Here is a 15,417-nt window from a genome sequence, read left to right on the forward strand (position 1 = left end):
GATGGCCCGCTTGGTGCTGCAACGCCCAGCAGACTCGATGCCCGAACCATCGATGCCAGCGGCACGTCGCGCAAACGTGGACGCGCCCGCACGCGGGGTCATTCAGCAACGTCAGGGTGGGACAACATGTCGAGCGACTACGCATTGTCATCTGAAATGGTCTTTTGCGCACACGTGTCGGTCCGCTGGTCCATACTCGACCGTCGGCGCTCGCTGTCGGCGAGCCGTCAGGACGAAGGGACGCACTGGATGAAGGTCGTATTTCTGCACGGCATTGGTGACGGTGACCCCAAGTTCGAATGGCTCGATGGACTGAACCGAGGTCTCGCGCAAGCAGGGCACCCGCTGCTGGATCGTGAACAAGTGGTTGCGCCCCGTTACAGCTCGTATCTCAAGACCGGCGGCCGGAACGGAAAGCTACCACCACAGACGTATAAGCCGCCTAAGAATGAGGCGACTGCACGGCGCGAGTTCGAACGTCGTCAGGCGAACGTTCAGCGCCTCTTGCACTGGTACCGCGATGTGCGGGCCTTTGGTTTCAACGCAATTCCCGACGCCGTTTGGGACGCAGTTCCTGAGACGGTGTTCACGCGGCTGCCGATCCTTGATCTCGATCAGGTGCGTCGCTATGTCCGCGACGACAAAGTTCGTGCCGACGTCATGAACCACATCCTGGATTTCCTACCGTCCTATGGCGACATCATGCTGATCGCCCATAGTCTCGGATCGGTCGTCGCCATCGACCTACTCGATCACCTTCCGGATGAGGTCAAAGTTCGACGTTTCGTCACTATCGGGAGCCCGGCCAGCATCCGTGCACTCCACGACGGCAGTGAACGGCTACTCAAGAGATTCCCGTACGCCCGCGTCGATGACTGGTCAAACTTCCTCAATGTCCGCGACATCGTGACCGGTGGCCGCGGCTTGGCCAGCACATTCCCCGGCGCGCAGGACTTCATTCTCAACGGCATCAGCGGCCACGATGCCGCCACCTACCTCGGCGACGCGGCCGTGGTGAGCGTCGTCGCAGCAGCCCTCTACCCGCCTAAAGATGTCGTGCGGGCAGCTGCCGATATCGCGGTTCGTATGAACGAGGCAGAGGCATCCACCCTCCTCCTTCAACACTTCGCAGAAGCAGTGGCACACAACATCAAAGATGCCGAGCGGGCCGACAGGTATCGCGCCACGCTCAAGATCCTGCGGGATGACCTCGCTGCCCAGCTCACCCAACAGGCAGCAACCGGCCAATTGCTTTCGCCTGAGATGGTGGAACTCAGCAACGGCATCCTGCCCCGTCTCCCACACCGTTGGGAGATCCATGAAGCTGTGGGGGAACTAGTCGTTCTGGCCCTCACCAACTGTGTCACGCCGTACGAGATCGACCCGAGTGACGCACCGAAGCTCGCGCTAGCCGACATCGCTGTCGAACTCGGCTTTCAACGCCAGATCGGTAAGACTGTTGCCAGAGCCATCGACGAAGTCCAAGCCCGTGTCAGCGGCAAAGGTGGCGTCCCGTGGGGACGAGTCCTAACAGCGGCCGCAGGCGTCGCCCTGATCGCCGCCGGACCCGTTGGCCTCGCGGTGGCCGCTCCCGCAGGAGCATTCGGAGCGGCCGCGATCACGGGCGGCTTGGCAGCGTTCGGCCCCGGCGGCATGGTCGGAGGCTTGGCAATGCTCGGCGGTCTGGCAGGTACGGGCGCCGCAACGACCGCGGCCGCAGCCGTCAGCGGATCACCGGCAGAAGCCGCTGCGCCCAATCTGGAAAAGCTGATGATGCGCGTGGCGACCGAGCACGCCCGCAAGATGCTCGACCTGCCACACGATTCCGCACTTTGGTATCAGCTCACTGATTTCGAATGCCATATCTCGGCGATTCTCAACCGCCTCAAGGCGTTCAATGATCCAAAGTCGCCGAAGATCTCGCAGCTGACCGCGGCACAGTTCGCCGTGAATGCCCTGCTTCAGTTCATGATCGAGAAAGGGTTGTCGCCGACTGCGATTACAGATGGGGAGCCGAAGTCACTGGAGTGCACTTCCTAGCAGCGGCATCTTCTACATGACGAGTACGGACTGTCAGAGCATTGGTTCCATGGCCGACGATATCAATCACCATCCGTCCTGATGGGTCGAGCAGAAGCACCTACACTGCACGGCGGATCCGCTGCGTTTCGGAGCAAGTTGCAGTCGATCTGAGTGCGAAAAACTGTCCCTTCGAAGCGCCCTGCCGGACCGCTATTCCTATTGCCATACCGTCATCCAAACTCTGGATCGTCTGCTCAACCAAGCAACGCGGCAAGGTATTTCGAGGCATCTACAGCGGTCGCCGGAATCCGCTCGAAGCGTGCCGTTTGGCCTTCCCGGGTCTTCCATGGCCCATTGAGGTGGCCTGCAGCAGAATCGCTATCGCTTGGTGGGTACGCTAGCACGCCCAACGGGACCTCATGGCCGGCCAAATATGCGGCGAGTTGGTACAGATCGCCACGATCGACACCGCTCGGGCTGCCCGCCCATGACCGAAGGCGCTTGTATTTGGCATCGATCACCGCCCGCAAGTTGCCGTCAGAATCCCGTACCAGAATGTCGGGTTTGAGCCGCCCCAGCGACGCCAAGCCGCCGGTTGACCGCAACAGGTAGGCACCTTCGCGCTCAGCTGTGCCGTGTTCTACGTGGCTCGGGCCGAAGGCTATTCGTGCACAGTGCACGAGGAACAGCTCCCAGAGCTCCGCGACATCAATTAGCACACCGGACACGTCGGAACTCTTCGCTGACGTGAAATGCCCTTGGCGGCGCGCAATCTCGTAAGAAAGTTGGGCAACACGCTGATAACGGCGGCTGATGGGTGTGTACCGAACCGCGCGAAGCTCCGCACGATCTGGTAGCTGCGGGTGCGCACCGACCGCTCCACGGAGATGTCCGAGGACGTTCTCGGTAAGCGCGGGACGCCACGTTGGCTTGCCTGATAGGAGCGACCTCAGTACGCGGTCGGCCAGCACCAACACTCGCGACACCGGGTTGTGCAGGTCACGCTCGTTGCGCTCCATCGTCACCAACGGCCGCCCTGCGGCGCGATGCCGGACAGTGCCGGCAATATCGAGACGGCCACGAACAAATACGTTGTCGTGGTGAGTGGCACGACGCAACCGGGGTGTCCCGTGTCGGGCAGCATCGGCGACAGCGGATGACCATACCCGGTCGATGATCTGAACGATCAGCGGTCCATCGGATGCTTTCGTCGCCGTGTTCGGCACTGCAGTCACATTGAGCGCATATGCGAGCCAGGCGCCAATCACATCGATGCCAAGGCGGGGCTCTATCCGCAGTTCACGGTCTTCGAAGCGGAGCTCTCCTATATACCGCCCCGTCCACCACATTCCGTCCGCCCCTCGCGAGAGCGCGGGGTCGTCCTCGTCATCGGTGCGGCGGCCCATGGCGTCGCTCAGTCGAATCACATGCTGGTCGTCGACCAGATGGTCCGCAAGGCGGGCCAGCCATTGGTCCTCGTCCGGATCAGCGGCGGCGTGTGACGACAAGTCACGAAGAACTACAGGGCAATTCATGCCTCTTTGCCGGTCATGAGGACTGCCTTCAGCCGTTCACATTCGGCGGTAGCCACATCGATGTCGAGGCCGGCGAGATACTGCATGACCAACGGCTCCAGCGAGAATCTCCACAAGTCCGTCAACGGCGGCCGGGGCGCGCCTGCCTTTGTCCAGAGCACACCACCGCTCAACGACTTTCGACCACGCAGCCAGTTCCCGACAAAGAACGCGGTGTCGAAGTAATAGGACTGCCCAAGCTCATATTGTGGTCCGAGATGCGGCGAGGCACTGATTGCCTTGTTCAGCAGTTCGGCGTGCTCAGCGAGCTTGGTCATGTCGGTCACGGCCCTGTCCCAACCCCACTTCTTGGAACCCTGCGTGGCCCACCTTTCTTCGTTCACCGCAAGAATCACACTGGAGTCGAACGTGACTGGCCGCCAGAAGAACCTTCGCCGCAGCGCGAAGTCGAGCTCTTCAACTGATTGGTCAATCAGGTTCATTGTCCCGATCACATACAAGTTGTCGGGTAATGCCAGTTCGACAGGTTCGCTGTTCTCGTCGATTCCCGGCAGCAGCACTGAGGAACCGCGGTTCTCCAGCAAGCTGAATGCCTCCCCGAACAAACGGCTGACGTCGCATCGGTTGATCTCATCAAGCACCAGGACAACCGGAAGCCGTTCCGGCTCAGGAACAGCGGTCATCTTTGCGACCAGCCGTGGAAGCAGCCCCGCCACGAACACCGTGCTGCCATCGCCGGCAAGCCTCAGCCCGCGGATGAAGTCCTCGTAGCCGTACCCCGGGTGCAGCTGCACCCAGTGCGTATTGGCATCGACGTACTTGGCGAGCTGGTCTTGCTCGGTGAAGAACTTGGCCGCGCCCCATTTTTCCAGCGCAACTCGCCGAATGATTTGGTCGGCTAGTTGTCGAGTTCGATAAGTCTTGCCGGTACCTGGCGCACCGAAGAGCACCATCTGCTTCTTGTATAGAAACAGATCGAGGTCGCTCGAACCGTCAGCCTGGTCGGCACCGGGATCCCAGATCGCTCGCAGCGGTGGGTAGTAGAAATCGATGACATCGCCGTTGCCTTCCGTCGTCACCGCCAGCTCGACGAGCCGCTTACGGATCATGAGAAGTTGTTCATCGACGTCGCCCGTTACGTCGTCGGCCAGAAACTCCTTGGCAAATGCATCGACGATGTTCCTCTTGTGAGTGCGACTGGAGATCCGTTCGAAATCGTCTGGGCGGAGCAAGTGCAGCACAACATGGCGCATCTCGCGCACAGCGATGCCCTCACTGACATCGTCAGCGAAATCACGGAGCTTCCAAGGGTCGTCGAGCAGTTCACGTTGTTTGTCCTGTTCGCCGATGGCCTTGAACCGTAGGCAAAAATCGATGAGATATCCGAGCTGCTGGTCCCGATTGATGTTGTAACCAACGCCAGGGTTGGCGATCCCCTCGTCCATGGTGTCGATGATTCGCTGCCATCCGGCAGGATCCGGCTGGCCCCCGGGTGCAACCGCTTTCAGCGTGGACTTCTTGAGCGAAGGGCTGATTCCACCACGTGAGATCAGGAAGTAAATCGTCAACAGCTCTACGGCGAGCCACTTCACATCGTCGCTCGCGGTATCGAGCTGGTGCGCGAGTTTCTGCCCGAAGCTCTGGTCCGCACCGAGAATCGGGTTGACCACCAATCGCTCTCGGAGGTCGTTTAGGTGCGCCGCAGTCCATACCGCGCGGTCCGAGAACAGCAGCGAGCCGGACTCAAGCAGGCATGATTGCTTCCACTCATCGACAAGCGAATCAATGAGCTTTCGGGAGGACTTTGCGTCTACGTAACGTGCCATTGGTCGTCAGGGGTGCGGTCTGCGCTTGACAGCTCCGCTCCCCGACCCCCTTTCAACTCGTGCGTGCGGTGTTCCCGCACAGCTCTAATCTCGCTGTAGTTCAAGAACAGTCGGACGTGTCGAACGAATCCGGACTTCTGGGAACTTCGCCACCAGCGAGCACACGAACGCCGACCGCTTCACGTTCAGTTCATTGAGCAGCTCTTGCTGACTCAGCTCCCCCTTGTCACACAACCCGTTCCACGCCGCAGCGATCATCCATGCCGGAACACGCTGCGGCCCGGATCCGAGGCTCAATGAACGTTCGGTTTCGACAAGGACGCCGTCGCGGTCCACGTCGATGATCCTGTTCAGCTTCTTGCTGGACAACGTCAAGATCACCGTGCCGGGCCCCGCCACCGCCGACACCTGGTCGAAGAGGTCATCATCGAACGGGGCGTCACTCATGCAGACTCGATCACGACGATCCCAGACGGCAGCTTCTTGAGCGCCCCGATAGACAGTGCCCGATCCAGCGCCTCATCCAGCCGCGCGCCGATGGCCTGCGTGATGCGACTCCCACCGAACAGCGCCAACGCGTCACGCTTCAGGTCCTCGACGGCCATGCCGCCGGCCTGCTCAGTCACGATCGCCATGGCATTGCCGATCTCGACCAGACTGATCTCCCCGAGCGGCCGCCCCTCCCTCTTCTGCGAGCCCCGTGCGGTCCGCCAGGTGACCGGATCAATGCCGTTGGGCCAGTAGAAATCTCGATCACACGTGTGCAGGTACCGGGCAGGCACGACCCGTTGGATCGCTCGCCTGCGCGACTCTGCAACCTTGCCGAGGCTGAATGCACCTGCGACGAGTTTGGCCAGCCGATCCCGATGGACCGGCCCCTCGGTGTCGACGATCGACTCGACGACCTTCACGACCTTGGACTCGTTGTAGGCGGTGTGGATCTCATCCAACACCCTGATGTCGCCGACAACGATCGGCATCCACGGGCTGAAGTCCACGACGTTGGCATGCCGCCGCGGGGCGACAGGTTCCGGCTTCGACACCACAGCAGGCGCTGACTTGAAGGCGAAGACCTCTTCGCTTACCTCTGACACCGAAGCGGGCTCCGCCACACCCTGCGGCTGTGGCGCCTCCACCCGCGGCTCCAGCCGACGCTGCTTGGCCGCAGCCACCGCATCCCGCAAGCGCGTGATCGTCGCTTCCCGCTGGCTCAGCCATTCGGGCAGCCAAACCCGTTCCACTCCAGGCCAATGCAGAAGAGTCGACAGCACGTCGACCGGTAGCCCATCTCGGTCAGCCACGGTCCTGCGCTCGTACCATTCGGAACCGTCCAACAGGACCGCGACCAGTGGAACGTCGGGTTCGTCCGGATCGGCGATGACAAGGTCGACGCGAAAGTCGGAGAGCCCGACATCCGCCCGCACGACGAAGTCTTCCCGGCGAAGCGCTTCGGCGATGTCGTCACGGTGCCGGTCGATCACGGCGTTTCGCCGTCCGCCCTGGGTGATGGTCTCGACACCTCGGTGAGCCATCTCCAGGTAGGCGCGCAAGTGCTTGGTACCCACCTGCGTCGTCTCCTCCGCGCGCAGGTCTGCGGGATCGAAACTCGCGTAGAGCACCACCTCGCGTCGCGCACGGGTGATCGCCACGTTGAGGCGACGTTCCCCTCCCGGCCGGGACAGCGGTCCGAAGTTCAGCGGTACGACACCTTTGTCGTTCTTGCTGAACGCGACCGAGAACAGGATGGTGTCACGCTCATCGCCCTGGACGTTCTCGAGGTTTTTGACGAACAGTCCGTCTGGTTCGTCAAGTGCTTGCAGTAGCCGCTCGTCCCCGGTGTCGCGCAGCAGGTTTTCGATGAGGTCACGCTGCTGGGCGTTGAAGGTGATCACCCCGATCGACGGCGCAACCTCGGGTGATGCGGCGAACCGACTGCGGATGTCCGCCAGGATGCGGTCGGCCTCGACCCTGTTGGTACGCAGGGTCTTCCCACGGCCGGACCGCTCGAACTGTCCATCGACTCGGACGAGGGAGATGCCGTGACCGGTGGCCGGCGCCAAGGGCGCAGGGAACGAGGCTAACCGGCCGTTGTAGTAATGGATGTTGCTGAATGCGATCAGCGCCTCATCCTGACTACGGTAATGCCAGGACAACCACTGCTGCGGCACCAACGCTTGCACGCATTCACTGAGGATCGACTCCTCATCGGCAACGACCTCAGGGGTGACATCCTCTTCACCATCATCAACGGACGCACTGGCGTCAGCGAAGCTGGTGGGCGGCATCTGCTTGCTATCTCCGACGACGACAACAGATTTCGCGCGGCCCATCGCCCCGATGGCATCAGCGACGCGGATCTGGGATGCCTCATCGAACACGACGACGTCGAAGATCTCGGCCTGGGCCGGGAAGAACCGGGCCACCGAGTCGGGGCTCATCAACGTACACGGCAGGATCTGGGTGATCAGGTCCCCGAAGTTGTCCATCAGACTGCGCACGCTCATGCCACCGCGCTTGCGGTCCAGTTGCCGTTTCAGCAGACCAATCTGGCCACTCTCGGTGTAGGCGTCAAACGTGCGGTCCGCGAGGAGCCGCGCGGGAATGGACCGGCGCAGCTCGTCACGGATCGCCGACGAGCTGGTGGTGAACCGTTGGATGGCCTTGCCGTGTGCGGTCACATCAAAGTCGCTGAGCCCGCTGGCCTCGAGCCGCTCGGCGATGGACGCGATGGCTACACCGCGGTCGAACGCGAGGCTGGCGTCTTCGGCCACGACGTTGCCCGCGAGGATGTCCTTCCTCGCCTCCCTCATGTCAGCGCGCAGCAGCGGTTCGACATGCTGGAGGAGTGCCACCCAGGCCTCAATGGTCGCCGGGGTTGCCACCCTTCGCGCACCGCGAGTCGCCCACCACTGGCCAATGAAGGAGACTTCACCGGCCCAGGTCTGTTGCTGTGCCGCGGTGGTTCCGGTGGCTTCCGTCAGCTGGCGCCATCCGGCCGACAGCGCCTGCAGAGTCGCTGCCATTCTTCCGGTCTGAGTGTCGCTGTAGAACTTTCGCAGATCCGCAATCTGCGGCGCCGTCGGATTCTTGGACAGCACCTCGCCCACGCGTCGCAGCGCCGCGAAGTTCGCCGTCAGATGCGCAACATCGTCCGCCACGAACGGGTTCCACGGGCGATCGAACAACACCGCCGGTAGTGCGGCAACCCGTTGTCGCAGGTCAGCGACAGCAGCGTGGCTGTTCTGCATGTCCGCGGTCCGCGCCGACAGAGTCTTGAGCTTGATCTGTGCGGGTTCCACCGCGAGCACATCGGTGAGCTGTGCCAGCACAGCGCGGCGGCGTTTCTTGCGGCCGAAGATTCCCGATTCGTCGGCCGCCACTGCTGCGGCATGAATGGCCGGAATGTCCAGGTCCATGGCTGCCGGCGTGGCGATAGCCAGCCAGTCCGGTTTCCCGGCTTGCAGGCTGGCGAGCAGGTGCTCGATCCCCACGACGTGGGCCTGCCACTCGGGTGTACTGAGCCTGTCCACCGCCGCCAGCGGGTAGCGCGGCTCGTTGGTCAGCCGCGCCCAGGTGTCAATGATGTCCGGGCTCTGCCACTTGCCGATCACATCCAGCGCGATCCCGCCGGTTTGCAGTTCAGCGAGGGCGGTGTCAAACGCCACTGCGGCGGCGTGGATGCGGGCGGCATCCAGGCCGGATTGCGGGACGGCATCGACGAACGCCCAGGGATGGTCCGGCCGGGGACGCGCGTCGTCGACTTTCTCCGGCAAGGCAAGCAGAACCTGCGCCACCGCGTCGAACAGCGCCGGATCCGTATTGGTGACAAGGCTTCTCGGCACGTCGAGCGGGATGACGTCCTGATCTGCCGCAAGCTCAGACGAGCGAGCGGTGTAAAGGGACTGACCGACGGCGTTGCGCTCATGCAGCCGGTTTGCGTAGCGGGCCAGGCTGTGCCGGCTCGATTCGGCGACCTGCAGTTTGGTGCGCAGCAGGTCCGCGTCATGGCTCAGTCGCAGTTCCAACGCGTTCTTGATCTGTGCCCGCACCGCGGCGGGTCGTGCGGACTTGTCGTGGATGTCCAGAGACAGCTCCCCCAGACCCACGCTTTCCAAGCGCTTCTTCACCACGTCCAGAGCGGCCCGCTTCTCGGCGACGAACAGGACGCGACGTCCGGCCGCCATCGCATGTGCGAGCAAGTTGGTGATGGTCTGCGATTTACCGGTTCCCGGTGGGCCTTCCAGCACGAAGGTGCGGCCACCGACGGCGTCGGCGACGGCTCGCAACTGGGAGGCATCGGCCGGCACCGGCACCGAGGTACTCAGCTCGTCGAGGTCAGTGTCGACAGTGCCGGCGACAGGATCGGTGAACTGGTTCTGCGGATTTTCGATGAGGTGGCGGACCAAGCTGTTGCGGGACAGCCCTTTCCATGACTCGTCCAGATCCTTCCACAACGGGAACTTCGCGAACTGCAGGATCGCCAGGTGCACACTGTCCTCGACCCGGAACGGGAGTCCCGCCTCGGCGACCGCGCGGCGGACGGCATCGAACGCGCCGGTCAGATCGATACCTGACGCGTCTTCGTTCGGCTGGGCGAGCCCGGGAATTTCCAGGCCGAGCGCGGTGCGTAGCTTCTCGACGAGGCAGTAGTTCGGTGTGGAGGCGCCGGTGTCGTCCATGGTGATGACGTAGCGCTCACCGCGGTTGGTGGTGCTGAGTGTCACCGGCACCAGTACTAGCGGTGACCGCAGCGGACGGTCGTTGAGGTTCCAGTCGAGCATGCCGAAGGCTAGGTAGAGATTGTTGGCGCTGGTCTCTTCACGGATCGTTTTCGCCTTGTTGGCAAGGTATCTCAGCTTGTTCTTGTACGACGCCGCGGTGATGTCGATGTAGGCGCTGCGTTTGTCGGCGAGCAGGATCTCGCGTTCGCCTTCGGGCAGGTCCCGCCCGAAGCGAACACCGCGGGCGACATCGACGTTCTGTACCTCGTCGGAGCCCAGCAGACTGAAGCCGGCACCGGCGTTGACGGCGTCCTCGAAACGGCTGAGCGCGGGGGCCGGAACTTCGAGGCGGTAGCCGGCGCGGTCGGTGTAGTTGATGAGCTTGTTGCGCAGGCTGAGGTCGAGCAGCGCGTTCTTCCACTGCCTGATGCGGGCGGGGACGGACTCGGTCTGCGCCGCCGGTTTCGTTTCGCTGGCCACATAGGGTTCGAAGACGGGTCCGGCGCCCGGTTTGTATTCCGCGACAACGACATTGCCCTGTTCATCGACACTGCGGCTGGGTAGCGGATAGATGCGCGCCTGACGCGCCTGACGCACGTCGGTGACGCCGACGATGTTTGTCAGGTCATCGGACAGGTGACGGAGGCGTGGTGCTCGGCGCGCATCGTCGAATGTCGCGTCAGCCGCGGACTGCGTCACCATCGTCGTTTCGATGAGCCCGAGGTTGTTGAGGTCAACCTGGTTGACGACCTCGACGGGTTCGGTGGTGGAGACCGAGCCGAGGGCACCGTCGATGCGCCAATAGCCCAGAAAGGCGTGGCCGCGGATCAGCCAGATCGTCGAGTTGATGCCGCACTGCTCGAGGACGGCCGCCATCACCAGGGTCGTGTCCAGGCAAGTGCCCAAGCGCCCGTCGAGAACCTCGGCGGGGGTGCGCACTTTCTGCCCAATGTCGCCCCAGCTCGCGGGCGGCTCGGCATAGCGGATGTCGCGGGCTTTCATGGCGTCGAAAACAGCCTTGGCGATGGCGTCGACGCGTTCGGGGTTCTCACTCTGATAGCCGTCGATGGCCGAGTTGCGTGTCTCTCCGAGCAACCGGTCGGAGATATCGACCATCAAGGTGGCGATGGCGGCGGCGTTGGGCTGAATGTGGGCGGCCAGGATCTCGAGCGCAAGTTGCGGCGGGGTGGCCTTCCATTGGTTGGCCGCCAGAATGTTGACCTCTTTGGCAGCGTCGGCGAGGACCTGGCCGGCGCTGTCGCGCAGGACCACGCGGATGTCACCGGGGCGCTGCTCATCGACCCGCAGCATCGAGGCCGGGTCCAGTTTGAGGTCAACGGAATTCAGGACTGTGGGCTGGTGGGCCAGCAGGTCGAGGTGGATTTCGGCGGGGCCGCCGTGGGAGCCTTCGGCGCTGACCACGTCGACCTCGATGACCGCACCTTGGAGGTCACCGCCGGTGTTGTCCACGGTGATGTGGTCGATGACCGGGATACGGCAGTGTGCCATCGCGTAGCTGAGGTCCGAGATGGCGGAGATGTCGATACGCGGGGCGTCGGCCGCGAGCGCGGGAGTCGGCTCCGGCGTCGGGTCCGCTTCTTTCGTCGGCTCCGGCTGCGGCGCGGTTGTGGCAGCGACAGGTGCGACGGAAGCTTTGAGTTTGTTGATCCGGACAGCGACGTCGGTGGCGCCGATCGCGCGCAGCAGCAACTCCGCCGAGTCGATCGCCCGGTAGGTTTCCGCGTCACTGAACTCACCGGTGTGGGCCCACGTGTTACGGACCTCGCGCAGCTCTTTGGCATAGATCTCGGCCTGCCGGGGCATGGCGCGGTTGAACGGGTAGCCGAGGTCGCCGAGGCGTTCGGTCATGGCGCGCAGCATCAGGGCCAGGTCGCGGCTCTGGTATTCGCCACCACGGCGTCCGTTGGCGGCATCCTTTGCACGCAGCAAGTCCACCCAGTCGGTCCCGGGCGGGAGAACACGGTTGAGGGTCTGCGCAACAAACGGTGAGAGGCCGCCGGCCAGCGTCGTCAGGGTCTGTCCGATGAGTTGGTGACGGTCAACGGAGTTCACGGCTTACACCTCTGCCTTCATGACGTTTTGCACCACGAGCGTGCAGGGGGCTGCTGCCGTCCGCATTGACACAACAGCTGGAATATGTAACCACGGACCGGCCACCTCCGTTGGTATTTTTGCGCGCGTTAATTTGCCGCGGATCGTAAGGAAGAGCGCGGCGTCACCGTCGTCGGGGGTGCGCGCTCGTCTCGGGCCGTCGGCAATCACTGGTGTCTCCATCCGTTGGGCTGTGCCGCCCGCGGGTGGCGAGCTGATCAGGATGGCATGGGGTACCAGGCGTGGATGGGACTCTGTGGTGCCGGCCGCGTTCCGGACATCCATCGACGTCCGAGTCCGCAGATAGGCGTTTGTATTCGGTGGCAACATCGGTCGTCAGGAGGAGTCGGTCCACCGCTGTTGCTTTACCGGATGGCGCTAGCCGGAGACCGAAGCTGCGGACGGCGAAGCCGGCGAGAGTACCCTGCTGATTCGCATATCCTGCCGATCACGATCTGGTGCACTAGGGCTGTACAAGCAGTGGGTTCGCCCGTTCGGAGGACACGAGCATTTTGCGTTCCAGTCATCGCCGAAGCTCAATAATCGGGAGAATACCGACATGCGAATCGGTGGACTGTGAGGAAGACGGAACGAGACGTGCCTGCCCAGGAGATCGGGTACCGTGCAGTCGACGTTCGACACGATAGATGCGGGGTGGGTGAACTGAGCGCGGAGGACGACGTGCGCATCCTGCTGGGTATCGCTCGCCTTGGCGAATCGGACCTGGCCGGCTGGTGGAGCACTCGACTCTATTCGCGGACCGGGCGCTACGTGCTATCACGAAGTTTCCCGCGCACATGGAAGCCAGCCGCTGGCCAACTCTTGATGCTCTCCTGCGCCCGATGGCATGGCCACGCGTTCAGCGGTCGGCCGAGTGCAATCCACCTATATTCACCTCACCTCCCAGCGCTTGGTTGGGCAAACGCTTGGCTAGCCGAGCAGAAGACGACCGTGCCCGTAGACCCACTGTTCGATGAACTCGCCAACTGGACCGACAAAGATAACGCGGTGATGTCAATTGACAGCTGGTTACGCGGCAGCACGCCCGATGTTGAGCTAGTTGCCGGCAACCTGCGCCTAGGTACCGTCGATGTACGTTCCCTGCAGGACCCCGCCGAAACGTCAGCTCTTGTCCAGCAACTAGCGAAGTGCTACGTGACCACACCAAGCCCACTCCAGATCCCCTATTTTGACGCCGTATGACTTCGGCGACAACAGGTTTGACAGGCAACATTCAAAAGGGTGGGGCACTTCTCGATGACTGCCGTCGCGTGGTGGAAGTTTGGGATCCGTCCATGAGCGAAGCCGACAATCTCACGCGCATCGTCGACCAGGGCCTGCTCGCGAAGCGATCCCGAACCCGTGCGGAAGACGTCATACGCCGAATCATCCGCCCACGGCTGATCGAGCCTGGGCCGCACGTTATTCCTGCCCTCAAGAGCTTTCTCAGCGACGGACAGGCCTTCCGCGAGGCATGCTATTACGAGACGTCGCGAGACGAGAAGCTCCTGGCGTTGTTTGCTGAGGAACCGCTATACGCGATGTGGAACGAAGGCCGCCTCGGCGTCACCATCCCAGAGGTCATAGCGTGGCAAGTGCAGATGACGGTCCGCGGCCACTTGCCGACATGGACTGACACGGTCCGGCTTAAGGTCGCCCGAGGGATGCTCGCTGCACTGCGAGACTTCGGCATCCTTGCGGGCGACAACACCAAGCTGATCGTGCCGCCAAATCTCAGCCCGCGCGGTTTCAGCTACGTAGCTTGGCGCCTGCACGAGGTAGGAGGATCCTCGCGCTCGCTCTCCGATAGTCACGTGTGGCGCCGCTGGTTACTTGACGCGACGCGCGTCTCAGATCTTTTTCGTCAAGCCACACGCCTTGGTGTGATGTCGGTGTCAACGGCCGGGTCGGCGGTGCGCATTGACTGGCACGCCAGCAATTTGCAGGAGGTTATGAGTGCCGTTGCGGGCTGAATTACAGACGGTTGGGCACAAAATCACCTCGTATTTCGATGACCAAAAGTCACATCCGCCATTCACTGTCTATCAGTACACTCCCGATCAAGAGTGGAATGTGAGACAGGACCTTCGGCAATTGAATCGGTGGCTTCAGCTTCCGAAACAAAATGTCCATTGCGCATCAATTTCCCTTGCGCAGCTCTTTTGGGAGGCTCTCGACGACTCTGGGTTTCTCGAAGAGTTGATCGCACAGGAGCGCGACGCATCGAGTAGTGCCGAACTCAATGAAATTTTCGAGTCCGTCGGGGAAATCCTCAGGCATTCTCCCACTCTGCCTGAGCGGGTCATCGGCGCGGTGAAAGAGTATCAACACTCGCGGACGGCCGTATTTTTGTATCAGGCTGGAGTGCTATATCCGGCGTACCGGACATCTACGCTGCTAGACGACCTTCAAGGACACCTCCTACGGCCGGTGACCTTGCTTTATCCCGGGCGGCTCATCGGCGACTACGGCTTGAGTTTCATGGGGCGATCAGAGCCCGCATACGGATACCGCGCAGACATCGTTACCCGGGAGCGAATTATATGAAAATCGAAGACATTTTTCGTCGCGACATTTTTCGTCGAATCGAGGAAGTAGTCAAGGTCGATATGACCGAACCGGACGTCGTCGCGTCTGAGTTGGATGAATATGTGGCTACTGATCACATCGTGTCCGAGATGAAGCACGTGCTCAATGAGTACCAAGAATCAATCCTCACTCCAAACGAGTCTTGCACGGTTTGGGTCTCAGGCTTCTTCGGATCTGGCAAGTCCAGCTGGGCGAAGATGATCGGTTTCCTTCTAGAGAACAATGTCATCGACGACGCCACCGCCGTGGATCGGTTCTTCGCGCGAACGCACGCCCCAGAAGTCAAAGCCATTTTGTCAACGATCCACGCCCAAGCGCCGACACTGACCGTCTTGTTGAACCTCGCCACCGGCTCGGATGTCGTTGGCCGACAGGATGATAGTGTCGTACTCCCGGTGTACCGAGCGCTATTGAAGAAGCTGGGATACGCAAGCAATATCTTGCTTGCAGAGCTCGAAATAACTCTTGAAAACGACGGGTTACTGCCAACTTTCGTCGACAAATTCACCGAGCTTCACGGTCGGTCGTGGACCGATCGCAGATTCACGGCACTTGCACGTAACGAGGCTCTTCCGACTTGATGGGGGTCTGGTGTGACCGATTGGGTTCGTG

At 62.0% G+C, this 15,417-nt stretch carries 9 protein-coding genes; 5 read left to right on the forward strand and 4 right to left on the reverse strand.

What is annotated here, in order from left to right:
• Positions 1–126 precede the first annotated feature (126 nt).
• Complete coding sequence (locus JOF57_RS20005; protein ID WP_209919290.1) at positions 127–2,040, forward strand: lipase family protein; 1,914 nt, start codon at positions 127–129, stop codon at positions 2,038–2,040.
• A gap of 236 nt (positions 2,041–2,276) precedes the next feature.
• On the opposite strand, the gene JOF57_RS20010 is transcribed toward JOF57_RS20005, so the two are convergent.
• From JOF57_RS20010 to JOF57_RS20025, 4 genes are all read right to left on the reverse strand, one after another.
• The gene (locus tag JOF57_RS20010) at positions 2,277–3,530 is read right to left on the reverse strand and encodes a 5-methylcytosine restriction system specificity protein McrC (RefSeq protein ID WP_209919292.1); all 1,254 of its coding nucleotides are present in this window, start codon (positions 3,528–3,530) and stop codon (positions 2,277–2,279) included.
• Positions 3,531–3,553: 23 nt separating this feature from the next.
• Complete coding sequence (locus JOF57_RS20015; RefSeq protein WP_209919294.1) at positions 3,554–5,383, reverse strand: AAA family ATPase; 1,830 nt, start codon at positions 5,381–5,383, stop codon at positions 3,554–3,556.
• Between the two features lie 84 nt (positions 5,384–5,467).
• Complete coding sequence (locus JOF57_RS20020) at positions 5,468–5,830, reverse strand: hypothetical protein (protein WP_209919296.1); 363 nt, start codon at positions 5,828–5,830, stop codon at positions 5,468–5,470.
• Positions 5,827–12,177: an anti-phage protein ProA gene (locus JOF57_RS20025; RefSeq protein ID WP_209919298.1), complete on the reverse strand. Its 6,351-nt coding sequence runs from the start codon at positions 12,175–12,177 to the stop codon at positions 5,827–5,829. Before JOF57_RS20025 ends, JOF57_RS20020 begins: the two co-directional genes overlap by 4 nt.
• A gap of 720 nt (positions 12,178–12,897) precedes the next feature.
• On the opposite strand from JOF57_RS20025, the gene JOF57_RS20030 reads away from it, so the two are divergent.
• The 4 genes from JOF57_RS20030 to JOF57_RS20045 are packed head-to-tail and all read left to right on the forward strand — an operon-like array spanning position 12,898 to position 15,386.
• Entirely contained in the window at positions 12,898–13,419 is a 522-nt protein-coding gene (locus JOF57_RS20030; RefSeq protein WP_307870135.1) for a BrxE family protein, read from the forward strand.
• A complete protein-coding gene (locus JOF57_RS20035; RefSeq protein WP_209919301.1) occupies positions 13,416–14,189 on the forward strand; it encodes a BrxA family protein in 774 nt (257 codons plus the stop codon). The genes JOF57_RS20030 and JOF57_RS20035 overlap by 4 nt, the downstream gene beginning before the upstream one ends.
• A complete protein-coding gene (locus JOF57_RS20040; RefSeq protein WP_209919303.1) occupies positions 14,173–14,763 on the forward strand; it encodes a BREX protein BrxB domain-containing protein in 591 nt (196 codons plus the stop codon). The genes JOF57_RS20035 and JOF57_RS20040 overlap by 17 nt, the downstream gene beginning before the upstream one ends.
• Complete coding sequence (locus JOF57_RS20045; RefSeq protein WP_209919305.1) at positions 14,760–15,386, forward strand: hypothetical protein; 627 nt, start codon at positions 14,760–14,762, stop codon at positions 15,384–15,386. The genes JOF57_RS20040 and JOF57_RS20045 overlap by 4 nt, the downstream gene beginning before the upstream one ends.
• The last annotated feature ends 31 nt before the right edge of the window (positions 15,387–15,417 follow it).

Source organism: Mycolicibacterium lutetiense (assembly GCF_017876775.1).
Lineage (GTDB): Bacteria > Actinomycetota > Actinomycetes > Mycobacteriales > Mycobacteriaceae > Mycobacterium > Mycobacterium lutetiense.